The following is a 24,837-nucleotide window of genomic DNA, read 5'->3' as shown; positions in this document are numbered from 1 at the left end:
GGCGGATCACGAAAAGTACTCCTTCTATACCTCTAAACCGCACGGGTGCGGGCCACTCAGGAGCTGTCATGTACATTACGCTAATTTCCGCGTGCCATCAACGTGCACTCAAGCGAACGCGCGCCATCATCGACAGTTACGCGATCCGCGTTGGCGAACGCACATGGATGACTCCGATCACGGACGAAGGTATGCAGGAAATGCGCGGATTACTGCGCCGGGTCGCCACTCGGCAAACCGCCGTGGCCTGCTACCGAAACCAGGGAGCCCGGCAGATGGTGCTGCTATGGATCGTTGGCTCGCGCCGGCAGTTCGGCCAAACAGGGCATTACCCCGCTGGTACTCGCACCATGCGCAGAGCACCGCCCCCACCCTGGGTCCAAGCCGCTTGTATACTTGCTCGCAGCGCGGGGCTAGGGCATGACGTTGGTAAAACCTATCAGTATTTCTGCCAGAAGCTCGCCTACTCTGTCGCAGGAAAAGCTCCGCCGAGCGGGCCTGATCCGGCGAGGCATGAGTGGCTCTCAATGCGCCTGCTTCAGGAAATGCGCGCCGGACGATCTTTCAAGGAAGCATGGAATGACGAGCTTCTCGATTTTCCCCCTCGAACCGGTTTTGGTCGCCGGGCTGTGCGAACAAAAAGCCTGAAAGACGGGCTGGCATCCGCACAAGATGCGCTCGATTATCTAATTGTTACCCACCACAAACTGCTAGGCCCGGAGCGGAAAAAAGGAAACGACGCTTCCAGCGCCTACCCAGATGCGTCGGCTCATGTGAGGAGAGACCGGATGGGACCGGACTCTGTCGTGCGCTGCTCCACTGAACATACCGAATTCGCCCAACAGATCACAAAGGACATCGACAAAAACTTGGCGCGCATTCTCGCAATGCCGGACATCGAAAAGTCTGAACTGTTTTGGAGGGCGCTTGTTTGGCCAGTCCGGGTAGCGTTGATCCTCGCGGACCACGAAGTTTCTTCGTGCGAAAGGAAAGGGCACTGTCCCCACGATCCCTATGTGATCGAGCCGCCTATATTTGCCAATACGATGAAGGGCGAAGCCGGCGCGCGTGTTTACAACCAGACCCTCGGCTGGCATCTCGACAATGTTGGGCGGACAGCGGCGAATCGGCTGTACCAAATGTCTCGCTTGCGGCTGCCCTCGCTTAGCACTGAAGCGATTGATCGATTGGTGGCACCAACCCCAAGCAAAGGGGCCAACGCACGTTTCGCTTGGCAGAATCGCGCAGCACATGCTGCCCAAAAGCTCGCCGACAAGCATCCTGATCGCCCCCTGCTGATCCTGAATATCGCGGCGACTGGTAGCGGAAAAACCCGGATGAACGCCAGGCTCGCTTGCACTATCAATCGTCGCCCGCGGTTCGCAGTTGCCCTCAATTTGCGCACCTTGACCCTGCAAACTGGCGATGCCCTGCGTGAAATGGGAGTTGGATCGGATGAACTGAGCGCGGTAATCGGTGACAGGCCTACCGCTGCGCTCCACGAATGGTCGCGCACCGCCCTCGATGAAGCGGGCGACGGGGCAGAGGAAGCCATCGAGGTCTCGCATGTTGCTGTCGGCGGCGAGGTCGAATTGCCAGGTTGGATGAGCCACTTACTAAAGCCCCGCCAAGCGTGGAAAAAAATCATCGGAACACCTGTTCTCGTATCGACGATCGATTTTCTAGTCAACGCGGGCGAACCCGGGCGTCAAGGTAATCACGTCTCCGCATTTCTCCGCTTGCTTGATAGCGATCTCATTCTTGATGAAATCGACAGCTACGAGCCCAAGGCTCTAGTTGCTGTGTTGCGCGTGATCCAAACAGCCGCGCTCCTCGGTCGTCACGTTATCTGCTCATCCGCCACCCTCGCCGAACCGGTAGCAGACGCTGTTCGCAAGGCGTTTGCCTCGGGCGCGCGCATGCACGCATCTCTGACCGGCCAATCGGGCATTTCTGAGGCGCTGATCATTGATGATCGCGCTGCACCGCATCCCGTCCCACTTGATGACGGATTCCAGCCGGCCTTTCGGGAATACACCAATCAAATGCTGACGAAGGGTGGTGCACGGGTCTGCCGAATGCCATATCTTCAGGGGATTGCGCATCAATCCGAGCCGTCATGGCGGGAGGCTGTACTGGATGCGACTGAGCGCTTACACAAAGACCACGGATGGGCGTTCAGAAAAACGCAAAAACGGGTATCGTTTGGCTTGGTGCGCGTTGCCAACATTCGCACAGCCATTCCGCTTGCCCGCTTTCTCTCCAAACGCCTCCCGCATGCGCAAATTTGCTGTTATCACAGCCAAGATTGGCGCTTACAGCGCTTCCACAAAGAACGGCGACTGGATTTTCTGCTTTCCCGGAAAAAGGACCACGCACACCGGATTGAAAATGACCCAGAGATTCAGGCGATCATTGATCGAAGCACGAACACCGACATTCCATTTGTTGTTGTGGCCACGCCAGTTGAGGAAATAGGTCGCGACCATGATTTTGACTGGGCCGCCCTCGAGCCATCCGGTACGCATTCGCTAGTTCAGGCCGCCGGACGCGTCAACCGCCATCGTCTGGAAAGCATCACCCGGCCCAACATTGCAATTTTGCAATATAACGCACGGTGGGCGCGTGATGAAAAACCAACCTTTTCCCGCCCAGGCCTCGAGTCCGAGCACGTGCGTTACAGCACCAACGATCTGGAAAAATTACTAGACTGGAGCCGGCTGAATGGGCGCGAGCTTGATGCGCGTCTACGCTTTGACCGAGCGCACATATTCACCCGGGAAGATGAAAGGATACTGAGCGAATTACTTGCTGAACCAGTAAAGACTCTTTGTTGTGAAGATCAACATAAAAGTGCATGGATGACGGCAGGCTTCTATCAAGAGTACGCCCTACGGACAAACGAACCCGTCGAACACTGGCGGCTTAACCTAGATGATGATGGGAACGAGCGGTTTCTTCGCTTCAACCCACAGGATCATAAATCTCGTGACGCCAAACACGACGATTCGTTATGGCGTCGCGCCAAGATCGAACGGGTTATCTCGCGCGTTACCAACGACTGGCTCGCTCTGCCCGTCACTGATCTGCTCGAACAATATGCAGCAGCAGAAATTGCCGCCGAGCATGCGCTGACATGCGAAATTCATGTGCATACCGATACAAATCGGCCTTTGTATTGGGATCGCTCGTTTGGGCTTCTTGCCGAATCCCGCTAACTCACCAACGCACGCAAGAAACGCTGCCCGCTAGTCACTCTTGATTGCTTTACAGGGCCTGACCTAGGAGATGGTGCCGACGGACTGGCTGAACGAGCCCGGCGCCTGAGCGATGCTCCTCGCGCAGATGCTGCTGACCGCCATGGTACGTAATCTCGCCAAAATGACTGCGGTCGGTCTGCTGACGCCAGACGCCGAGGCAATCCGGCAGGTGCGGGCGCGACTGGAACGCGAGGAGGCATTCTATAGAGCCTTTACGCAGGTGGCGTCGACCGGGCAGCGCGGGTAAATGGGGCTGGAACCCACCCCCTGCAGGCTCTGGAACACTACCGCCAGGTCATAGGGATTCCGGCCAAGTTGATCGTGTGCGGGATGGCCTCCAACGGCTTCAGCATCGCCGCCCCAAATATGGCGGGATGCTCGATTTGGTTGGCTTCGATGCCTCCGCACCGGCGCTCATGGCAGATCTTGCACGCTCGACATCAAGAGTATCGGCGTCAGGACGTCTTGGAACGGATGATGAGTGATAGAATATGATTCATTAAGCCTCTAATCGTCACTTTTGTATTTAAGATGCCTCCGACACCACGCCCGCTTTCGCCAACCACCCGTCAGGCCCTGCAGCTCTTGGGTGGCCTGATCGAAGAAGGACGGATTCGCAAGGGTTGGTCGCGTGAGATGCTGGCCGAGCGGGTCGGTGTGGGGTCGCTGACCATCCGCAGGGTCACCCGTGGCGAGCCCGGCGTGGCCATTGGTACTTACTTCGAGGCGGCCGCACTCCTGGACATCCCGCTCTTCGACCAAGCATTGCCGCGCTCACTGGAGCGGGAATTGACCCGCCAGCAGGAGATGCTCCGGCTCTTGCCTGCGCGGATCCGCTCTCCGCGCGAGGACCGGTTAGACGATGATTTCTGAGGTCGACCCGAACACCCGGCAAGCTTACGTCTGGATCTGGCTGCCGGGCGCGCTCACGCCGGTGGTGGCGGGCCTGCTGCGCCGGGAGGCGCGGGGCGGCTATACCTTCACCTATGGCCGTTCCTATCTGCGACGCGATGACGCCATCAGCATCTTCGTCGATGAGCTCCCGCTGCAACCCGGCGCGCAGCATCAACGCGACGACGATCTGCCCGGCTGTCTGCGCGATGCGGCGCCGGATGCTTGGGGACGACGGGTCATCATCAACCGCTTGACCGGACGCCGGGGACTGGACGCCGCCCAGGTGGAACTCGATGAACTGACCTATCTGCTGGAGTCTGGATCGGACCGGATTGGCGCCCTGGATTTTCAGGCATCCCCGACCGACTATCGACCGCGTGAGGCGGCGCAGGCCAGTCTGGACGCGTTGGCAGAGGCGACCGAACGGTTGGAGCGCGGCGAGTCCCTGTCCGCCGACCTGGCGCTCGCGCTCCAGCACGGGACCTCGGTCGGCGGCGCCCGGCCCAAGGCGCTGCTGACCAGCGAAACCGGCAAATTCATCGCCAAGTTCTCCACCAGCACCGACCTCTATAACCTGGTGAAGGCTGAATATGTGGCGATGCGCCTGGCGCGTCTGGTGGGACTGGAGGTCGCCTCGGTCATCCTGACGCAATCACTGAACCGGGACGTGCAGCGTAATCGTTAGCGCGAAAAGAATCTCAGCCCAGGGTCGATACCCAAGGCATCGGCCATTGAATGACAATTCCTGTCGCCATCGCCCTGCTGCTGCGCATCCAAGATGAAATGAGGCCAAATGGGACTTCTTCCATCCACTACTGATGGAGCATCAAACGACGCTGAAAGCGAAGGGACAATGTGGCAATTTTTCAGCCCGACTCAGCCCGTGCGCCAACAGATTTCCACCAACGGCACCTCCCAGTGCTCGCAGCGGCTGTGGTTGGCGAAGGCTTGGGTGTCCTGCGCGCGGTCGCGGCGCATGAGTGCTTCGACGCGAATCGTCTCGATCATCTCGATGCGCGGACACCAGACGGCTGCGGCTCGCTTTGACAGGCGCGCGACGCGAATGCCCTCGGCATCCATTAGCGTCAGATGCTCCCCGTCGCGTCCTGGCGTCAGCGCGTCGCCGCTGTTCAGCGCGGCGAGTTGGCCATGAATCGGTGCGTCTGGCGCCTGACGACCGGCGAAGCCGAGATCGAGATCGGCCGGGGTTAGGCGCGTGTAGCGGCGGGCAAGAATCTCGGGCGGCGGGGTTTCGACCGCTGGCTCTGCGCGCAGCAACCAGTCGCCGTCGAGCAAAGGCAGGTGGGGATGCTTGCCGGGGGCCAATTCCAACAGTGTCAGCGTCTCGCGGGCGCGGGTCATGCCGACATAGAAGAGGCGGCGTTCGTCTTCGTCGGCTGGGTTGTGCCCCCAGCTGCCATCCCATCCGCCATCAATAATCAGCACATGCGGAAACTCCAGGCCCTTGGCGCCGTGTAGCGTCGATAGCAGCACGCCGCTGCCCCCTCCGCTGCTGGCGCTGCGCTCGCGGCGCTGCTCGGCCAGGGTCTCCCAGCAAAATTCCGCGATCTCGGCGGCGGGAACGGCGGCTGTGCCCGCCTCGGCGGTCCAGTCGTCGATCAGACTGGCCAGCAGGTCGCGCCAGGGGCTTGGGCGCTGTGGCAGCAGCCCGGTCAGCGTCTCTGCGGTCAGGGGTTCGCGCTGGCGCTGTTTGAGCGCGGCGAGGAAGGCGCCGATCTCGCGGATGCGATGTAGTGCTGGCAGGTCGCCGGGCAGCCTGACCGGGATGTGGTGGTGCTCGCAGAGCGCCCGGATCGGCGCCAGCAGCTCATGCTGTCGCGCGAGCACGGCAAAGTCGGACCAACTGCCGTCGCCCAGGCGCTGCAATTCCTGGATGCGGGCGACCAGCGCAGCGGCTTGGCGCGCGGGGTCGGCGACACGCAGCAGCAGCACGCGGCCCTTGGCATGTCCGTCGAGCCCGGCCCAGCGCCCGCCTGCGGGCTGGGCCTTGCGGCGGCGGTCGATGCGGATCGGGTGGTCCTGTTTCATGCGCTCGCCGTTGTGGGCGATCAGCGCGTTGGCGGCGGCGATGATGTGCGCGCTGGAGCGGTAGTTCTCGACCAGATAGTGCAACTCGGCGTCGTAGTCTTGCTGGAAGCGGCGGATATAGTCGACGCTGGCGCCACGGAAGGCGTAGATGTTCTGGTCGTCGTCGCCGACCGCGAGCAGGGTCAGACTGTCGTCGTCGGCGGTGCGCCCGGCGATGGCGGAGACCAGTCGATACTGGTCGGCGTCGACGTCCTGGTATTCGTCCACCAGGATGTGCCGATAGCCTGCCAGCAAGCGCTCGCGGGTACTGTCGGGCGCGATGCCGGGCAGCTCGACGCGGCCCTCGAGCAGGTCCACGGCCTCAGCGATCAGACCGTCGAAGTCGGGTCCGGTCCCAGTTCCGGTGCCAGCCCCGGTCCCAGCCCCGTTCGCGAGCCGTTCTGCATAGGAATGGCCGGTCAGGCGCATCGCAAAGCCGTGATAGGTCTGCACCGTAACGCCGCGGGCGCCGTCGCCGACCAGGTCCGCGAGCCGGCGGCGCAACTCCAGCGCCGCGGAGCGGTTGAAGCAGAGCACCAGGATGCGGTGCCCCGGTACCCGCAAAACCCGCAGCAGGTAGGCGCATCGATGCACGATGACGCGGGTCTTGCCGGAGCCCGGACCGGCCAGCACCAGCCGGTTGCCGTCCTGCGGGGCGGCGACGATCTCGGTCTGGGCCGGGTTGCCGAGGGCGTCGACGATGGCGTGGAAGGACTCGGCGGTGGTGGCGCGGGTCAGCATCTCGCGGCGGTCGGCGAAGAAACGTTTGACGAACGCGGCCTTGCCCAGCGTGAAGTAGGCGGTGACCAGACCCAGTGCCTGGCGGATCATCTCCGCGCCCAGCCGGGCGTATTGATCCATGACGTGGATCTGAAACACCCGTTCGCCATAGTGCTGGGCCAGAGGCTGATACTGCGCCTTGCTGTAGCGCCGGCCCTTGGCCTCCGGCAGCAGTTGCACTGTCATCGCCGAGCGAAACACCGCGAAGCCGCCGTGCAGGATAATGGCGCCGTGCTCGTGCAGAAACATGAGCCCGCGCTCCATGGCCGCCAGCGGGTCGCGCACCTCAGCCGCTAGGGTCAGGTCGTCGCGCAGCGCTTGGGTCAGCTCGTCGGTGCCGAAACTGACCAGCAAATCCGACGAGGCGCCCGCGTCGGCGGGCAGCTTGGCCAGCAGTTTGCGCAGGATCAACCCGGCGACGGCGCGGCGGCGCTCGGCGGTCGCGATTAGCGTCGGCCAGTCTCGGTGCAGCTTGAGCCTGTAGTGATCGCGGTCGCTCTGGCGCAGGTCCAGGCTGCCGCGGGCGCCGGCCAGACCGCGGCCGTCCAGGGACAGCCCCTTCAGCAGCGTGCGCAGGGTTTCTGGATTGCTCGGCTGGCCTTGATCGAGCAGGTGCTGATTCAGCCGCCGCAGCGACAGCGGCAGCCAGGCTCCCGATTCCGGGTCCGGCTCCTGTTCGCGCAGCGCATCAAGCATTGCCCGCTCGAGCCGCGCAACCCGCTCCAGGATCAGCGCCGAGTGGTCCTTGACCTTGTGCCGGACGAAGGCGGTCAACTGTGGGCCGCTGTTCAGCAGCCCGGCGCCGGCCATGTCGTGCAAGGTGCGCAGCACCCGCTGGCCAGGGGTCTCGCCGCGGTCCCAGGCGGGCGCCGTGCCGTCGGCCTCAGGCGCGAAGGCCGGCAAGCGCGCCAAGTCGTCCGCAGTGATGCCCTCGTCCGGCTCGGCATTGAGCATCAGCTCCATGATCGCCAGCCAGCGTGCCTGCTGCGCCTTCGACAAGCCCAGTCCACGTATCTTGCGCTCGGCCGCTTCCAGGCTCGGCACCGCCGGTCGCCCCTGGAAGACGCCGGTGCGGTTGTCGTCGCGCTGCACCAGACCGGCGCGCTCCAACCAGGCGATGGCGATGCGCACCCTGGTATCGGCATCGCGGCCCTCGGTGTCGAAGTCGAGACGCAGTTGCTCGTCGCGCAACAATTCCGCGCTGGTCGCGACCACCCGTCCCTCTTGGTCACGCTTGGCCCGGCGCAGCCCGCGCAGGATCTCGGCGATGTCGCGCCGGCTGAGCTCGGACATGGCCTCAAGGCCGAACTGGGCCTCAATGTCCTGCTCGTCGTACAGCAACACGCACAGAGCCGGCTTGCGATCACGCCCCGCGCGCCCCGCCTCCTGGATGTAGTTCTCCAGCGAGCCGGGGATGTCGGCATGGATGACCACGCGCACGTCCTCCTTGTCCACGCCCATCCCAAAGGCATTGGTGGCGCAGATGACCTGTAGTTCGCCGGCGACGAAGGCATTCTGGATGCGCTTCTTCTCGGGCGCCTCGATGCCGGCGTGAAAGGCGGCCACGGCCCAGCCGTGGCGCATCAGGGTATCCGCCAGTTCCTCAGTGCGCTTGCGACGCGAGGCATAGACCACCGCGGCACCGGCTGACTGGTTCGGATCATCGGGCGCACCGGGGATAGTTTGCGTCAGATGCTCGGCGAGGATGACGTGGATGCGCTCATCCTTCTCGTGCTTGCCGACCGTTTGCACCTCGAAGGCGAGGTTATCGCGCTCGACGCCACCTTCATGGGCGCGCAGTTGCAGGCCTAGCTCATCGCGGAAATACGCCAGGATCTCGGCGATGACATCGGGCTTGGCGGTGGCGGTGAAACAGGCCACCGGCGGGATCTCGGCCTGCTGGCGCTCTGCCAGCGTGCGGATAAAGCGCCCCGCGTAGAGATAATCCGGGCGGAAGTCATGGCCCCACTTGGACAGACAGTGGGCCTCGTCGAACACCCAGCAGCCGATCTCGCGGCTGGCCAGCAGGTTGCCGACCGAGCGGTTGCGTAGCTGCTCCGGGGAGATGTACAGGATGGCGACATCGCCCAGGCGCACGCGCTCCATCACATCGCCGCGCTCCGGCGGCGTCAGCATGCCGTAGATGGCGGCCGCGCTGGTGGTGCCGGTCTTCTTGACCAGATTGTCCACCTGGTCCTTCATCAGCGCCTGCAAGGGCGAGATGACCACGGTCAGGGTGCCGCGCCGGAAATGCCGCACCAACCCCGGCAACTGAAAGCACAGCGACTTGCCGCCACCGGTCGGCAGGATCGCGAGCAGCGACTGATCCGCGATGCCATCGGTCGCCACCGCCTGCTGCAAGCTGCTGCCGTCCGCTGCGGCTGGCTCAGAGCGGAAGGCGTCGAAGCCGAACCAGCGCTTGAGCTGTCGCACCGGGTCGTGCGTCTCGCGGCACCAGCGACAGGCCGGGTCGCCGCAGGGCGTCTCACGCAAGGCCTTCAACAGCCCGCGTGTCGCCGGAAAGCGGTGCCGCACCCAGGGCGGCAGCACCGAGTCGCCGCCGGCCACCTGCAACCAGGCTGCGGTATAGGCAATGACCGGGCGCAGATTCACGTCTCTGACGTGATCCAGGATCAGCCGCGGCGCGGTGGTGGTGCAGGCGCGGCCTTGCCAGCGCGCCAGCAGCGTATCGCGCACGCCCATGACGTTCGGCAGGTCGCCCGACAGCAGCCGGAAGACCGCGGCCATGCCGTCACCACCGGTGGGATTGTCATCGAGCAGCGTGGCACCGCGAAAGCAGAACTGGAATACGCCGATCAGGTCGGCCTCACCAGCGCTCACGCGCCTGACCAGCACGTCGAACTGCTCGCGCAGGATCTGCGCGGCCAAGCGGCAGTCGGCCACCGGATCTGCCACGCTATCGCGCACCAGCTTGTAGTCCTTCACCAGCCGGTGATAGGGATTCTGCGGAAAGGCCAACGGGGACAGATACAGCGTATCGATGATGCGCCGGCCAAGCAGACCCAGGGCCGGCGCCAGCGCGCGCAGCGTCGGCAGATCGTGGCCGAGCAGGTTGTGGCCGACGACGAACTCGGCGTCGCCAGCAAAGCTTTGCAGATCGGCCAGCGCCCGATGCAGGTCGAAGGCACCCTGTCGGCGGAACTCGCGCCCGTCGCGGATGGCGCCGATCTTGTGCACGGCACCGTCCGCACCGGTTTCGAGGTCAAGAAATAGGGATCGTTGCAGCAGCGGATCGATCGATCCGCGCACCGATGCGTCCATGGCCGTTGGCGAAGCGCTGTCCATGGCCGCATTCTATAGCGCGGGCGGCTGCTTGGCACCGGTCGCGGCTGGATTAGCCAAACGGATCGCCCCGTCATGACATCGGCATCACAAGGCGCAACGCATATCGCCAGTCACTCCATACCCTCGCGACCTCTCCCCAGGCCCCTCCCGACGCGCTGAAATCCATGGAGGCGGACCCTTATTCTGCAAAAAACTCGGCCACGGCCGCTTTAATTCTCTCTCGACAGCGGCTTGCAGTGCGCTGAGCTTGGGTGAGAGCACAGGCACGGCAAATGACAACGCCGCGCGGCCCGGGTAAACTCTGGCCATCTCAGCACGAAGCCCGAGCGCTTGTTGCCGCCCGCGAGCGGTTGGTTGCGAATAATGACCGCCAAGCCACCAAGGCGGCCACCCCGGCTTGTGAGCTGGCCGGGCGGACAGGACCAGCCGCCTCGTTCAACCTCAAACGCGGACGCTTGCCATGCCCATCGCTCCAAAAAAACCCCGCGTCACCCAGCACGACCAAGCCTTGCCGCTGTTCACCGACCGCTTCGGCGAGCGCCGGCTTTTCCTGCGCTTTCTGCACGCCGCCCCGCCCCCGGAACAAATGCTGTTCTTCCACGGCGACGGCGGCAATGGCAAGTCCCTGCTGCTGAAGCGCCTGATGGACCGCTACTGCCAGCGGCTGCGGGCCGCGGACTGGGCGCGGCTCGACGCCATTGCCGACGACCGCGCCTGTGTCGAGGGCTACGACGCGCTCTCCGGCGGACCCGTGCCCTGCGTTTATCACGACCTCGCCGGTCGCGGCGCCGCCGAGGACGACCCGCGTGGCTACTGGTCCGGGCCGCTGATGATCGCCCGCGAGCTGGGCGCCCATGGGCTCAAGCTGCCGCTGTTCCAGTACGCCCTCATGCTCTACCTGCGCGCACGCCGCAAGCTTTCCCCCGAGCGCATCAAGGCCCTGTTCCCGGCCGCGGAGGCCGACTTTGTGGCCTCGCTGTTCGATATCGTCAGCGACACCTCAGTGGGTCTCATGGCCGTCAAGGTGCTCGGTCTGTTCGACAAGCACCTAAAGGCCAACTTCGCCCTGTGGCGAATGAGCCTCGGGGTCGACGCGGACCGCCTGCAAGAGATCCAGACCATGGCCACGGACGACCAGGGCGCCCGGCTCGGGGAGGAGCTGCCGCGGCTGCTCGGGGAGTCCATCCAGGTCGCCATGGACATGCCCAATGCGCCGGCGCGGCTGGTGCTACTCATCGACACCCACGAATCCTTTTGGGGCACCGGCCGCCACAGCGAGTCCGATGCGACTTACTTCGAGCGCGACGAATGGTTGCGGGCGCTCCTTGCCCAGCTTTACCAACCCAACCGAGGCATCATCGTCGTGCTGGCCGGACGCGAGCCGCCGCGCTGGGACAAGGCGGTGGAGCACCAAATCCCCGCGAACCACATCAACTGCCAGCTCATCGGCCACCTCGACCCGCCCTATGCCGATGAGTACTTGATTGGCGCGCTCGGGCATCAGGTCGATACCGATACCGATACCGATACCGATGCCGGCGACAATACCCAAACCCAGACCGAGCAGGCACTGCGCGCCGCGCTGATTCGTTTCGCCGAGATCCACCCCGACCAGGTTCATCCGCTATACCTGGGTCTGACCGCCGATCTGTGCCTACAAGCCCGCGCCCGCGGCGAACAGCTGACCGCCGCTGACTTTCCGACCGGCGCCCATGGTGCCAGCCACGCGCTGAGCCAGGAGGTGGGCCAGGAACTGGTCCAACGTCTACTCAGGTACTGCAACGCCGAGGTCCAAGCCGCCGTGCCCCTGCTCGCCGCCGCACGCGGCTTCGACGGCGAGTTGTTCTACACCCTCGGCGATCGGCTACGCTTCAACGCCAGCCGCGCCGACTTCGACATCCTCACCGGCTTCTCCTTCGTCTGGCCCGACCCGGCCCGCCCCGGGCGCTACCGCATCCACGACCTACTGCGCCGGCTCGTCGCGGCCGGGAAGCCCGAGCCCACCCGCGAGGCCCATGCCGCGCTCGAGGCCATTTATCGCGACCGCGGCCCCGACGACCCGGAGGCCGTCGCCGAGGCCATCTACCACGCCAACCAACAGGACTGGGAGCGGGGCTGGCTGGAATGGACCGAGGTGATGGACCAGGCCCGCGACAACGCCCGCCATACCCTCGGCGAGGCACTGACCGCGCTGCGGCCGGTAATGCGGCTCGAGACGGCCTTTGCCGAGGGAACGGTTGATCGGCGCATCGGGGACCTGGCCGCCGCGCGCTCGCGGCACGCGGCAGCGGAGACCGCGTACCGGCGCGCCTTGGCGAGCCTGGAAGCGGCGCTGGGACAGTCACCGGATGATGTTGGAACCCTGAACGAACAGGGCATCGCTTTCACGAGACTCGGCAAGCTGCGCGCCGCACGCAGCGACCACGCCCAAGCCGAGGACGCCTACAACCAGGCCATCGCCGCCTACGACCAGGCCCTGACGCGGGCGCCGGACGACGTCTACGCCCACAGCAACAAGGGCAGCGCCCTCCAGAGCCTCGGCAAGCTGCGCGCCGCACGCAGCGACCACGCCCGAGCCGAGGACGCCTACAACCAGGCCATCACCGCCTTCGACCAGGCCCTGACGCGGGCGCCGGACTTCGTCTACGCCCACAACAACAAGGGCAACGCCCTCCAGGGACTCGGCGATCTGCGCGCCGCACGCAGCGACCACGCCCGAGCCGAGGACGCCTACAACCAGGCCATCACCGCCTACGACCAGGCCCTGACGCGGGCGCCGGACGACGTCTACGCCCACAGCAACAAGGGCAGCGCCCTCCAGGGACTCGGCGATCTGCGCGCCGCACGCAGCGACCACGCCCGAGCCGAGGACGCCTACAACCAGGCCATCACCGCCTACGACCAGGCCCTGACGCGGGCGCCGGACGACGTCTACGCCCACAGCAACAAGGGCAGCGCCCTCCAGAGCCTCGGCAAGCTGCGCGCCGCACGCAGCGACCACGCCGGAGCCGAGGACGCCTACAACCAGGCCATCGCCGCCTTCGACCAGGCCCTGACGCGGGCGCCGGACTTCGTCGGCGCCCACAGCAACAAGGGCAACGCCCTCCAGGGACTCGGCAAGCTGCGCGCCGCACGCAGCGACCACGCCGGAGCCGAGGACGCCTACAACCAGGCCATCACCGCCTACGACCAGGCCCTGACGCGGGCGCCAGACTTCGTCATGGCCCACAGCAACAAGGGCAACGCCCTCCAGGGCCTCGGCGACCTGCGCGCCGCACGCAGCGACCACGCCGGAGCCGAGGACGCCTACAACCAGGGCATCGCCGCCGTCGACCAGGCCCTGACGCGGGCGCCGGACTACGTCACCGCCCACACCAACAAGGGCAACGCCCTCCAGGGCCTCGGCAAGCTGCGCGCCGCACGCAGCGACCACGCCGGAGCCGAGGACGCCTACAACCAGGCCATCGCCGCCTTCGACCAGGCCCTGACGCTGGCGCCGGACCTCGTCTACGCCCACAACAACAAGGGCAACGCCCTCCGGGGACTCGGCGAGCTGCGCGCCGCACGCAGCGACCACGCCCGAGCCGAGGACGCCTACGACCAGGCCATCGCCGCCTACGACCAGGCCCTGACGTTGGCGCCGGACGACGTCGACGTCCACAACAACAAGGGCAACGCCCTCTGCAAAGTCGGGGACTTGCGTCTCACCCAGAGCGACTCAGCCCGCGCTGAGACTGCCTGGCTTGATGCCATCGCCGCGACCAACGAGGCCCTGCGGATCGCACCGGACGATATCATCGCCCTCGGTAACCAGGGTGAGTTCCTGCGCAAGCTCGCCGATGTGCAACACCAACGCGGCGATCTGTCCGCTGCCTGCGACCGGTTGCGCGAGGCCGCGACCCTGCTCGCGCGCGCCATCACCCTGGCGCCAGACAATGAAGATATCGCCGCCGAACGCGCGAGGGTCGAGGAGCGTTTGCGCACCCATTGTCCTCGGACCTGAGACCGGGCAGGGTTCGCGCCAGAGCGCGGCGGCACTTGCGGCCCCGACAAGAACCAAGCCGCGCTCGGCGCACCTCCGGTCGGTCTCGCGGCTATAATCCAAGCCAAGAAAAGGCATGGAGAACTCCCGATGGCCACCGCGCTGAAAGACAGCTTTGTCAGCCTCGAGGACTATTTCGCCCTCGATACCGAGTCGGCGAACGCGCGCTGGGAATGGCGCAACGGTGATATCGTTTGCATGACCGGCGCCCAGCCGGAGCACAATCTCTGTTGCGCCAATCTCGTGGGTGAACTGCGCGCGCGTCTGCGTGGCTCGGCGTGCCGGACCTTCCCCAGCGACCAACGGCTGAAGGTCCATGCTGGCAGCCCCTATCTCTATCCGGATGTCTCGGTGGCCTGCCGTCCCGAGTTCGTCACCATCAATGGCCTGCGCGCGCTCACCAATCCGGTGCTAATCGTCGAGGTGCTGTCGACTTCCACCGCGGCGCATGATCGCGGCACCAAATTCATGCAGTATCAAACCATCCCGACACTCACCGACTATCTGCTGGTCGACTCGAACGAGGTCGCGGTACTGCATTTTTCCAAGCAGGGCGGACGCGAGGAGGGGGCGGTGTGGACACCACGACTCCACGAAGCGCCAACCGAAGCGACGCGCACCGGCCTGCTCGAAGATCCCCCCGATGCGATCAAGACCGCGGTTGATTTGCCAAACCTTGGCATCTCCCTGCCGCTCGCGGAGATCTATCTCGACACCGCCTTGCCGGGCGCCGAGCTCGGGTGAACGCGCGCACGCCTAACCTGACAGCCTACGGCGGCTCGGTTAGACTCTCACCATGACAGAATAATTCGATCCAGACCCCATAATTGACGTCAATTGCAGCCTCCGGACACTTTACCCGCGCCGGCGTAACCCGCGCCGGCGTAGCCGCTTCAGTGACCTCCAGATCGGGCTCATGCGGCCTCACGATCATGGGGCAAGGGCTCGATCTCGTTGAGCTCCTCGGTCATGCTTGCCTTGGCCAGGGCAATGTCATAGTCGGCTTGCAGGCGCAGCCACCAGCCTTCCGACAGGCCGAAGAAACGGCACAGACGTAGGTCAGTATCCGCCGTCACCGCGCGCTTTCCATGCACGATCTCGTTGATCCGCCGGGGCGGCACACGCACTGCCCGTGCCAGCGCATACTGCGATAGCGCCAGCGGCTTGAGGAACTCCTCCATCAGCATCTCGCCGGGAGAAACCGGCGCTAGCTCCCGAGTCATCTGTTTTCCTCTCAGTGGTAGTCGACGATTTCGACGTCCAGGGCGTCGCCATCCAAAAAGCGGAAACACAGCCGCCACTGCGCGTTGATCCGCACGCTCCATTGTCCGGAGCGATCACCCTTTAGTGCCTCTAGCCGATTGCCGGGAGGCGCGCGCATATCGTCGATGACACGCGCGAGATTGAGCTGGACGAGCTTGCGCAACGCCGCACGTTCGATGTTGGCGAACCGCGCGACGCGCCGCCCTGAGAACAACGTCTCTGTATCGCGGCAGCGGAACGTCTTGATCATGGCGAAAGCATAACGCGATGCGTTACGAAATGCCAAATGATGATCAAGGCCGGTGGCAAAGTAGAGGGTTAAAGGGATTAAAGGGGGATTAAAGGGGCCATCCATGCCGAGATTGACTGGTCAAAGGGCGTGCAGTTTCTCGACAAGGAATTCCAACAGATCGTGCGCGAGGCCAAGACCACCCGGCGCTATGCCGACAAGCTGGTCGGGGTCACCCGATGCGATGGCACGCCGGTGTGGGTGCTGATCCATATCGAAGTGCAAGGCGATCCGGAAAGCGTCTTTGCCGAGCGGATGTTCGCCTACAATTACAAAATCCGCGATGTCTACCAAGTGCCGGTTGCGAGCCTGGCGGTGCTGGCTGATACGGAGAGCAACTTCCGCCCCCAGCACTACAGCGCCGCGCTGTGGGACTGTCGGGTGCAATTCGACTTCCCGATGGTCAAACTGCTCGACTACGCTGAACCCGAGCGCTGGTCCGAGCTGGAAGCTAGTGACAATGTTTTTGGCTTGGTCGTCATGGCTCAGATCCGCGCCAAGGTCACCGATGATGCCGAGACACTGAAACGCTGGAAATTCCGCTTGATGCGCTTGATGTATGATCGTGGCTATGGGCGCGCGCTCATTCAGGAGCTTTTTCGCCTCATCGACTGGATGGTCCGCCTGCCAGCGGAGCTGGAAGCCGAATTTCGCAAAGAACTCTTTGAATTAGAGGAGCAATACCACATGCCATACCTGACGACTGTTGAGCAAGCAGGGATTGAGAAGGGAGTGCAGCAGGGCGAAGCCACGATCTTGATGATGCAGATGGAAGAAAAATTCGGTTCAGATTCGGTCGAAGCGCACCGCGAGCGCATCGTGGCAGCCGACCCGGAAAAACTGTTGCAATGGTCGAAACGCATCCTCACCGCCGAGACCCCCGAGACCATCTTCCACTGAGGCTCTGGCAACATCAACCGGTAGCCCGTGGATTAAAAGATTAATAGGGCCGTGCTCGAATAGATTTTCGAGCCCGCCGGGCAAGGACGCCCAGCCCCGTAACCCATTCCACCTGATCTCTGGTTTCACCTTCGGGTGCGGCTCTTTTGGAACGACGCCAAGCGCCGCAGAATCCAGCGGTTGCGGGCGACGTTTCCGGTCGATGGTGATGGCGCAAGTGAGACATCATGCCGCCACGGGCAAGTCCAGCGGGATCGGTGGTCCTGGATAGTGGCGTCGGTGCTCAGCGTCGAAGTGAAACGCAAGATAGGCCGGCAAGTCCCCACTGATCTTTAGTGAGCGCAGTTTCAGGATCGCCTCGGCGCGGGCCAGCCCCCAACGCGCCCCGGTGAGATCCATGCGATCTTTGACGAGATGGCGACAGGCGCCTTCGATCACACCAGTGGCGATTGGCAGCCCCAGCGCAAGCGCTTGGTCGTATTCGAGGCGCTCGCGGTTGTTGTCGATATAGTCGGCCGCCTTATCGATGGGTTTGCGCGCCGTCTCGCCGAGTTGCTTGCGCGTTGCCGCGCGGCGCAGTCCCACGGCCACGTCGTGGGCGCGACCTTCGAGGATGGCCATGGCGCGCTCCATCACCCACTGCTCGCGCTCCGCGGGGGTCTCGGGAAAGAGCGCATGCGCGGCTTTCCACAGATATTCCAGCACATGGATGAAGTCCTGGATCACCACCACCTCGACCTTGTAGCGCTCGGCCGCGGCTGTGACTTGGCGCAGCAGATCTTCCTGACCGTCACAGAGCACCACCCAGCGGCGGTGCTGATCCGGGTCGCGGCGCATGGCCTCCTCAAACGCCTGCTCGATGACGGTGCGCTGATCGGCCTCCACGCGTGCCCAGGTGCGTTTGTTCTGGACTTCGGGACGTTTGCCCGCGGGGGCTTGTTTGGGATCAAGGATCTGCTCTGGGGTGCGTGGGTAGGGCTCGACCTCATAGACCGAGGCGACGGTGGCCATGCGTTTGCGCTGCTTTTTCTCCCCAGGACTCAGCCGGGTCTGTTGCTTGTGCGCTTGGCGCTCGCGCGCCTTGCGGGTGGCCTCGCGCAAATCGCTGGGGCGCATCACGATGCCCTTGCCGTCAGCACTGATGATCAGGAGGCGTTCGCTCGCTTCATTCGGCTCCTGGGGGACAAAGGGTTGGGCGTAGAAGGCGTCGAAGTCCTGGCTCAGATGCACGGCCACCTCCTCGGCTTGGCGCTTGGCCAGCGTCCCGCCGCCGGCTTGTTCGAGTGCCGCAAGCGCGGCGTCGAAGGAGTTGTTCACGACCTCACCGGCCAGCACCTCGCACAGGCCATGGGAATACCTGCCCGGGGGCAGATTCAGCTCAGCATCCAAGGGGAAGACGCTCTGGAGTCCCCGCGCACCGTAGCCCCGGCGCGTGACGGTCACTTCCCCAAAGCGGGTCTCCAGAAGTCGGGTACAGCCGGCGCGATGATGGGTCCGGGGATAACCATCGGCGCCAATCACGGACGCATACCGCGGTTCCTCTCGCGCTCTTTGTTCCAGGTGCGACTGGACCATCTCACACAGCAGCTTCATGCCGCCCTGTTGCACCAGCGCTTCGATTTCCCCGTGCGTGGCATGTTGGGCTTGCTCCCCGCTCAGCGTCTCAAGCAGTTGGACGAACTGCGCGATCGCCCCCTCGTAGCAATCGAGGCTTGGCAAAGAAATCGTGTAGCATGGCATCGACAGGGTCTCCTCAGGGTCCGTGACAAAAGTTTCGTCCCTTCAGTTTCGCACCCGAGTGGAGGCCCTGTCTTCCCTGTCCTCAGGTTTCTAGCTGGTTAAGCTGTTGTTTTCTAGTCGCTGAGCGTCGTTCTAAAGGAGCCGCACCCTTCACCTTCCAGCCCCCGGGGTTCGCCCTCGGGGGCTTTTTTGTTTCGGCCTCGGCGCCAGGAGCGGCGTTGCATTGCCGCTCCCTTCGCGCCTCGACAAGCTCCAACTGCCGGCGGTGGTGGAGGTGTTGGGGGGGTGCTCGTGTAGTGACCGTGCATCAAGCTTGTCCGGACGTCATCCGGACGCTATTATGTGCATTGAAAGCCTATCACTCGGAGTGATTGATGAGCGCCTTGAATCCGGCAAAGACGGATCGAATCGATGTCCGTGCCAGCCATGCAGTGAAGCTGTTACTGCAAGAAGCGGCGCGCGCCAGTCACAAAACGGTTAGCGAATTCCTGCTTGATGCCGGTGTGATCGCCGCGAATCAAGCCCTCGCGGATCGCCGCCATTTTCAGCTCGATGAAGCGCAGTGGCAGGCGTTTGAGGCCGCGCTGGAGCAACCTGTGCAAATCAAACCGCGCCTGAAGCAGCTGCTCAATGAGCCTGGAGTCTTGGGCTGAGGATGGCCTATGGGGAGATTCGCAAACTCGCGGCGAGCGATCTTGTCGGCGGGTTTGACTGCGGACAACCGCCACTGAATCAGTTCCTGCAGCGCTTCGCGCTCGTTAATCAGAAAGCCAATAGCACCCAAACCTATGTCTGCTGCCAAGATGGCGCTGTCGTGGCCTACTACAGTCTGGCTGTGGGCAGTGTCGATTCGCAGGATGCGCCGACCCGCGTTTTGAAGGGCATGGCACGTCACCCGTTGCCCGTTATGATTCTGGCGCGCCTTGCGGTCGACCGGCATCACCAGGGGTGCGGGTTGGGCAAGGCCATGCTGAAGGACGCCTTGCTGCGCACGGCGCAGGCTGCCGAGATTGCCGGTATGCGCTGTTTGCTGGTACATGCAAAAGACGAGGCAGCCAAACGCTGGTATTCGGCCTGGGAATTCGAGCCGAGTCCAACCGATCCTTACCATCTGTTTCTATTGCTGAAGGATCTGAAAGCGTTGCTGAATTAACTGCAACACGGTTTTTTAATCACATGGGTCTACAAGCGCGGGCGGCTGCTTGGCACCGCCCGCGGCTGGCATTACTCCGGTGGGCTTTGAAGTGGCGGGTCTGCGCCAAGCGAACGAACCGCCGCCGGGGCAATCGCCGAGGAAGATACGCTGATCGTCATCGGCAGTCAGTCCATCCTCGCGACCTATCCCCAGGCCGCTCCCGACGCGCTGAAATCCATGGAGGCGGACCTGATTCCAACGCGCCACTCTGAGCGTTGGAACCTGATCGACGGCGTGATCGGAGAGGGTTCACCCTTCCATGAAACCTTCGGCTACTATGCCGATGGCGTCGAAGAGACCACCGCCACACTGCCCGAGGGCTGGAAGGGGCGCCTTGTGCCCATCTGCAACGAGAATACTCGCGGCATTCGCGGCCTTTGTCTGGACGTCCATGATCTGCTGATCTCGAAGCACCTGGTCTCTGAAGACCGCTTCCTAAAATTCTAAACGACAAAAAGTGTCGTATCAGTTTGATGAGCTTACCTGACGATCGACCTACTTCAGCCGGCCCACGGTTCTGCCGGGGGATGCTTACTAATAATCTTAGATCGCACGCTGCGTTCTGAAAGAGTTATTCACGATACTGCTAAATCCCTAACTCGGATAAGCTCTCAACTTGAAAAAGTCCTGACGGATAGTCTTCCCAAAAGACCAAGCCGCAAATTTCTCCACTATCTATCAGTTTCTCTATCCTGCGGATGTCGTGCAACTCATTCTCGTCTGATGGATCATTCGCTCTTATCGTTACCGCTATCTGTGAGTGTTCAGAAGAATCCGCGATACTGCGCAGTTGATTCTCAAGGTCAGGATGATATATTATGGTTTGCATGTAAACGTCCTCTAAGTCGATTGAAAGATATCTCTATTCCTAAGAGATCGGTGGTTTGCAACTCTGACAACCCACTGATTAGGTAACCTAGCGCTTGTAAGCTGATCGAATAGCGAAGTCACGTGCATTAGGCTGCTTCGCCTCCATCTTGTCAGCGATTGTGAAGGGGCCTGCTTTAACTTGGAGTGGGTTGAGGTGGAATTTTTCCTCCTTGTTTTTGATTAGCCTGCGTGACAGACGCGAAGCTTCGGTTAAATGGAAGAATTGAATCATCGCCTGTCGCAGGGTTTGAAGCAGGTAGCTGTCTCCCGGGAGTTCGTTCATGAAGATCGGTCAGGATGGCGTGTTAATCGCTTAAAAATCAGGCCAAGCCGATTTCAGCAACGAAGGCAAAACAACACCCGCCTCGCCGTGCAGATTGTGCCACATGGTTTCATCCAGAGCCGTCGGTTCAGGGTTGATTTGCACAACCGGGATTTGTTGGAACACGGCCTCTTTCGGCAAAGAAGCCGCCGGATAGACCAACCCAGAGGTGCCGACGCTGAGCATTAAATCGCAGGCCTGCGCGGCTCGTTTGGCCCGATGCCAAACGTCGACCGGCAGGGCCTCGCCGAACCATACCACTCCAGGGCGGATGAATCCGCCACACTGAACGCAGGTCGGTGGTTCGATGCGCTGTTGATCATCGGTTGCCATTGGCGCATCCGGCGGGCAATGGGTGCCGCAATCAAAACAGCGCGGCCGTTCCAGGCTGCCGTGCAGTTCTAAGACATCCGGGCTACCGGCGCGCGCATGCAAACCATCGACGTTTTGGGTGATCAGTGTGAGTTTTGGCACCCGGTTCGCCAAGGCGGCGATGGTCAGGTGTGCGGGATTCGGCTCGCAACGAGCCACCAATGCACGGCGCCATTCGTACCAACCCCAGACCAGGCTCGGATCGCGTACAAAGGCGTCGGGCATCGCCAGATCCTCAGGTTCGTACTGGGACCAAAGGCCGGTCAAAGCATCGCGAAAGGTCGGGATGCCGCTTTCCCGTGAGACGCCGGCGCCGGTGAAGACCACCAAGTGCTGAGATTGCCGTAAACGGGTCAGCAATTCGTCATCGAAAGGCATCGGTGGTGTGGTCTGAGTTTCAGTCATTGGGCATCACCTCGTTTGAGGATAGCGGGCCTGATCGGGCGGCGCGCTCTGATTATGGTTGCAGATTGGCTGGCCTCGAAGCGAAACCGTCCATGCCTTTGCGTGGGACCTGTCTTTTGGTTTCCCGCACCCCGCTTGCGCGGGGCGCGCCCGGGACCCCTAAGCGGCCTCCCGCATCCCCGAGTCCTTCAACCGACACTCCGCGATCAACCGCCGCAGGAAAGCCTCCGGCGCCAGCTGCTCACCGAGCAGCCGCTGCTGGCGGCATACATTGGCAAAATCCCCCGGCGTCAGGGACTCCAGCCGTTCCAGATGCCGGGCCAGATTGGTGGGTATCGCGGCGTCCGCGTCTCCGAGTGCTTCCCGCGCAAATAGCCCAAGACGTTGCTCCAGTTTCAGCGCACGGAAATTCAACTTGAAGTCGAACCGTCGCAATGCCGCACCATCCAGACCGCTCATCAAGTTTGTCGCGGCGATAAAGATGCCGGGGAAGCACTCCATTTGCTGCAACAGCTCATTGACCTGCGTGCGCTCCCAAGTGCGCTGCGCCTGACTGCGATCAGCCAGGAAGCTGTCGACCTCATCCAATAGCAGCACCGAGCGCTCGGAATCAATGCTGACGAACAGTTGCGCCAGATTCTGCTCGGTCTCGCCCACATAAGGCGAGATCAGGTCCGAGGCCTGCCGCGCGATCAGTTCCCGATCCAGCGCCTCGGCCAACACCTCGGCAAAGGCCGTCTTGCCGGTGCCGGGCGGGCCGTAGAAGCACAGCCGGCCCGTGCCCTCGCGCTCCAGCGCCTGCACCAGCGCATTGGGTTGAATACCGCCGGCCAGGTTCAGATAGGCCACATCGAAATCCGCCGCCGATTCCCGCCGCCGTGGTCTCGGCGCGCCGTGCAACAAGCGTCGCATTGCCGCGATGTTGCGGCGCACGGTCTCTTCATTGGGCGCATCCGGGCGCAAGTCCAGCAGTCGTCGAGCAGCGCCTAGCGTGGCTGGGGCCAGCTCTTCGTCTGCTGCTAGATCCTCGAGCAAGGTCGGCGACAGGCCAACATCCCCGAGGTGACGCTCGGCCATCTGCAAGCGCACCGAGCGCGGCGGGGTGACGAAGGCCACCGGCAGCAGGAAGCGACGCTGAAAAGCTGGGTCCATGCCGCGCGTCTGGTTGCTGATCCAGATCGCCGGCACCGGGTTGTCTTCCAGGATGCGGTTCATCCAACCCTTCTGCTCGCCGGTCGGGCCGGAACCGCCGAAGAAGGCAAAAAAGCTGTCCTGCTGGGTGATGACATCCTCGACTTCGTCGAAAATGATCACCGCGTCGCGGCGCTTGGCGAGCAGGCGTTGTGCGACCAGATAGGCGGACAGGCGCCCGTCGCGATCCAGACCTTCCTCCTGGCCGTCGCGATCATCCTCGGTACTGGCGACCTGATAGGCCGTCAGTTCGCACGCCGAGGCCAGGGCGCGTGCCAGCTCGGTCTTGCCGGTGCCGGGCGGGCCATAGAAGAGCGCGTTGACCCCGGCCACTCCCTCGCGCGCGGCCGCCGCCAGGGTCTCCTGCACCTCCAGCGCGCGCTCGCGCAGATGTGGAAAGGCCGCCGGCGTCCAGTCGCCCGCAGGCGCCGGCTCGACCAGGCAGGCGAGCAGGGCGGCTTCGTCTTGCGGTTCGGCCTCGAACAGATCACTGAGCAGATCGCTCGGCTTCAGCAGATCCTCGACATCCGGATGGATACGACGATAGTCAAGTAATCCGAGCTGGCGCAGCGGGGCGCTTTTCTTCACGGCATTTCGCAGCGCCCGCTCATCGATGCGCAGCATAGCTGCGACGCAATGGCGCACATCGCCGCGCACATGACGATTGATACGGCCTTCGTTCACCAACTCGTCAAAAGCGCTGCTGGTGTCGCGCAGGTCGAGGTACTCGAGGATGCGTTCGGCGGTGGCGTCCAGCCCCAGGGACTGGCTGAGCAAACTGGCCACCGGCGAAATGCAGCGATTGTCGTCGGCTTGATCCAATTGCTTGAGCATCCGGCGCGGCAGGCCCCGGTAAAACTTGCGCAGTGGACCACGGGTAGAGAACAAGTGCTCACTCCCATCCGGCTCGGGAAGGGGCCGCTCAAGCTCCGCTTCCAACTTCCTGATCAGATCACTTAGGTCCTTGTCATCCTTGTCGTCCTCGTCAGTGTCTGTTGCCTGCGCATAAAGTTCGGCGCGGACCCGAGTCGGCAGCAACGTCCCGGTCAGCTCCCAAAGCGCGCGCAGAAAATCGCGATCCTCCAGGCGCTCGCGCACGCGCTTGTCGCTGAACAGCAGCCCCAGTGCGAAGCGGGCCAGGCGCAGCTCACTGGTTGGGACCGCGTTGAAGTCAGGGCGCCAGCAGTAAGAGGTGTCAGTCATGCGATTCTCCTGATGTATAAAGAGCGAATGTCGGAAGCCAAAGGCGGGTTTTCGCCGGACCCCAGGGGCCCGGCGGTCAAACTCAGTCTGGTTGCCAGGGCTGAAAGCGACGGCTGTCGTAATGCCAGTTCAAGAAGTCGCCGCGATGCGGCCCCTCGTCGACAAACAAGCCGAGGACGAGGTCCAGCGGTTCGCGGAAGTAGGGACTGCCGGCATCCCGCTCGCTGTCGAATACCGGCTGATCGAGAACCTCCAACACCACCGCCGGCTGGGTGGCGCGAGGGTAGCGCTTGCTCATCAGTCCCGGTTTCCAGACCACCAGATCGCCGGGTTTGAAACGATGCGCCTGCTGCCATTGGCGGAAGCGTTCCTGTAAGGCGGCAGAGGGGTCGCCGCTCAGATCGTCGAGGGGTTCGTCTTCCAGCAGCAGATCATTCGAGCCGTCCTCATCCAGGCCGATGCGCGCGAGCCAGTCATTGGCGCTCAAGCGGTTGTTGTCTCTAGGCATTCATCAATCTCCTTCATGCGTCTGCGAATGGTCAGAAAGTGATCCGAGTAAGAATCAGTCTATGGGGCGCAAAAAGCCCCAGCGAACCCAGTGCGGTCTTGCGGTGGCGCTGCACAAATTGTTAAAGAACCAAAGGCCACCGCCGCCCAGAACGAGAAACCCGTGATGTCCGTTAGGCGGTGCGTGAAATTCTGCGAAAACGACCGTTC

At 63.0% G+C, this 24,837-nt stretch carries 19 protein-coding genes; 11 read left to right on the top strand and 8 right to left on the bottom strand.

The features are described 5' to 3' along the window. Positions 1–68: 68 nt before the first annotated feature. The 5 genes from cas3f to Thiofri_RS10660 all read left to right on the top strand — a co-directional run bounded on the left by cas3f (position 69) and on the right by Thiofri_RS10660 (position 4,839). Positions 69–3,218: a type I-F CRISPR-associated helicase Cas3f gene (gene cas3f / locus Thiofri_RS10675; protein ID WP_009151386.1), complete on the top strand. Its 3,150-nt coding sequence runs from the start codon at positions 69–71 to the stop codon at positions 3,216–3,218. 112 nt (positions 3,219–3,330) lie between these two features. After that, entirely contained in the window at positions 3,331–3,507 is a 177-nt protein-coding gene (locus Thiofri_RS10670) for a TROVE domain-containing protein (RefSeq protein WP_143742051.1), read from the top strand. Positions 3,508–3,527: 20 nt separating this feature from the next. Then, entirely contained in the window at positions 3,528–3,755 is a 228-nt protein-coding gene (locus Thiofri_RS24950; RefSeq protein ID WP_453889302.1) for a hypothetical protein, read from the top strand. A gap of 36 nt (positions 3,756–3,791) precedes the next feature. After that, the gene (locus Thiofri_RS10665) at positions 3,792–4,133 is read left to right on the top strand and encodes a helix-turn-helix domain-containing protein (protein WP_009151385.1); all 342 of its coding nucleotides are present in this window, start codon (positions 3,792–3,794) and stop codon (positions 4,131–4,133) included. Further along, on the top strand, positions 4,123–4,839 hold the full coding sequence (locus Thiofri_RS10660; protein WP_009151384.1) for a type II toxin-antitoxin system HipA family toxin: 717 nt from the start codon (positions 4,123–4,125) through the stop codon (positions 4,837–4,839). Before Thiofri_RS10665 ends, Thiofri_RS10660 begins: the two co-directional genes overlap by 11 nt. Positions 4,840–5,030: 191 nt before the next feature. On the opposite strand, the gene Thiofri_RS10655 is transcribed toward Thiofri_RS10660, so the two are convergent. Next, positions 5,031–10,328, bottom strand: a complete 5,298-nt coding sequence (locus Thiofri_RS10655) for a RecQ family ATP-dependent DNA helicase (protein WP_143742050.1) — start codon at positions 10,326–10,328, stop codon at positions 5,031–5,033. Between the two features lie 460 nt (positions 10,329–10,788). Between Thiofri_RS10655 and Thiofri_RS10650 the strand changes: the two genes are divergently transcribed. After that, positions 10,789–14,331, top strand: a complete 3,543-nt coding sequence (locus Thiofri_RS10650; protein ID WP_323706127.1) for a tetratricopeptide repeat protein — start codon at positions 10,789–10,791, stop codon at positions 14,329–14,331. A 129-nt stretch (positions 14,332–14,460) separates the two neighbouring features. Next, positions 14,461–15,114, top strand: coding sequence for a Uma2 family endonuclease (locus Thiofri_RS10645; RefSeq protein ID WP_009151380.1), 654 nt, complete (start codon positions 14,461–14,463; stop codon positions 15,112–15,114). Positions 15,115–15,284: 170 nt separating this feature from the next. Here Thiofri_RS10645 and Thiofri_RS10640 read toward each other — a convergent pair whose 3' ends face one another. Both Thiofri_RS10640 and Thiofri_RS10635 read right to left on the bottom strand, forming a co-directional pair. Continuing rightward, positions 15,285–15,593, bottom strand: coding sequence for a HigA family addiction module antitoxin (locus Thiofri_RS10640; protein ID WP_009151378.1), 309 nt, complete (start codon positions 15,591–15,593; stop codon positions 15,285–15,287). Positions 15,594–15,604: 11 nt separating this feature from the next. Then, on the bottom strand, positions 15,605–15,883 hold the full coding sequence (locus Thiofri_RS10635; protein ID WP_040858466.1) for a type II toxin-antitoxin system RelE/ParE family toxin: 279 nt from the start codon (positions 15,881–15,883) through the stop codon (positions 15,605–15,607). Positions 15,884–16,012: 129 nt separating this feature from the next. Here Thiofri_RS10635 and Thiofri_RS10630 point away from each other — a divergent pair, with 129 nt between their 5' ends. Continuing rightward, entirely contained in the window at positions 16,013–16,822 is an 810-nt protein-coding gene (locus Thiofri_RS10630) for an RpnC/YadD family protein (protein ID WP_009151376.1), read from the top strand. A gap of 225 nt (positions 16,823–17,047) precedes the next feature. Here Thiofri_RS10630 and Thiofri_RS10625 read toward each other — a convergent pair whose 3' ends face one another. Continuing rightward, positions 17,048–18,562: an ISKra4-like element ISThio1 family transposase gene (locus Thiofri_RS10625; protein WP_009146704.1), complete on the bottom strand. Its 1,515-nt coding sequence runs from the start codon at positions 18,560–18,562 to the stop codon at positions 17,048–17,050. A gap of 374 nt (positions 18,563–18,936) precedes the next feature. Here Thiofri_RS10625 and Thiofri_RS10620 point away from each other — a divergent pair, with 374 nt between their 5' ends. The 3 genes from Thiofri_RS10620 (at position 18,937) to Thiofri_RS10610 (ending at position 20,204) form a co-directional block, all read left to right on the top strand. After that, the gene (locus Thiofri_RS10620; RefSeq protein ID WP_009151373.1) at positions 18,937–19,215 is read left to right on the top strand and encodes a type II toxin-antitoxin system TacA family antitoxin; all 279 of its coding nucleotides are present in this window, start codon (positions 18,937–18,939) and stop codon (positions 19,213–19,215) included. A 2-nt stretch (positions 19,216–19,217) separates the two neighbouring features. Continuing rightward, a complete protein-coding gene (locus tag Thiofri_RS10615) occupies positions 19,218–19,715 on the top strand; it encodes a GNAT family N-acetyltransferase (RefSeq protein WP_009151372.1) in 498 nt (165 codons plus the stop codon). A gap of 219 nt (positions 19,716–19,934) precedes the next feature. Next, positions 19,935–20,204, top strand: a complete 270-nt coding sequence (locus Thiofri_RS10610) for a hypothetical protein (RefSeq protein ID WP_051023995.1) — start codon at positions 19,935–19,937, stop codon at positions 20,202–20,204. A gap of 469 nt (positions 20,205–20,673) precedes the next feature. On the opposite strand, the gene Thiofri_RS10605 is transcribed toward Thiofri_RS10610, so the two are convergent. The 4 genes from Thiofri_RS10605 to Thiofri_RS10590 all read right to left on the bottom strand — a co-directional run bounded on the left by Thiofri_RS10605 (position 20,674) and on the right by Thiofri_RS10590 (position 24,628). Then, positions 20,674–20,910, bottom strand: coding sequence for a hypothetical protein (locus Thiofri_RS10605; protein ID WP_009151370.1), 237 nt, complete (start codon positions 20,908–20,910; stop codon positions 20,674–20,676). Positions 20,911–20,940: 30 nt separating this feature from the next. Then, a complete protein-coding gene (locus Thiofri_RS10600; protein WP_009151369.1) occupies positions 20,941–21,726 on the bottom strand; it encodes an SIR2 family NAD-dependent protein deacylase in 786 nt (261 codons plus the stop codon). A gap of 159 nt (positions 21,727–21,885) precedes the next feature. Continuing rightward, a complete protein-coding gene (locus Thiofri_RS10595; RefSeq protein WP_009151368.1) occupies positions 21,886–24,120 on the bottom strand; it encodes an AAA family ATPase in 2,235 nt (744 codons plus the stop codon). An 82-nt stretch (positions 24,121–24,202) separates the two neighbouring features. Beyond that, positions 24,203–24,628, bottom strand: a complete 426-nt coding sequence (locus Thiofri_RS10590) for a hypothetical protein (RefSeq protein ID WP_009151367.1) — start codon at positions 24,626–24,628, stop codon at positions 24,203–24,205. Positions 24,629–24,837: the final 209 nt, after the last annotated feature.

This window comes from Thiorhodovibrio frisius, from assembly GCF_033954835.1.
Classification (GTDB): domain Bacteria; phylum Pseudomonadota; class Gammaproteobacteria; order Chromatiales; family Chromatiaceae; genus Thiorhodovibrio; species Thiorhodovibrio frisius.
Note: the sequence above shows the minus strand (reverse complement) of the source record. Positions and strands in the feature narration are given on the sequence as shown.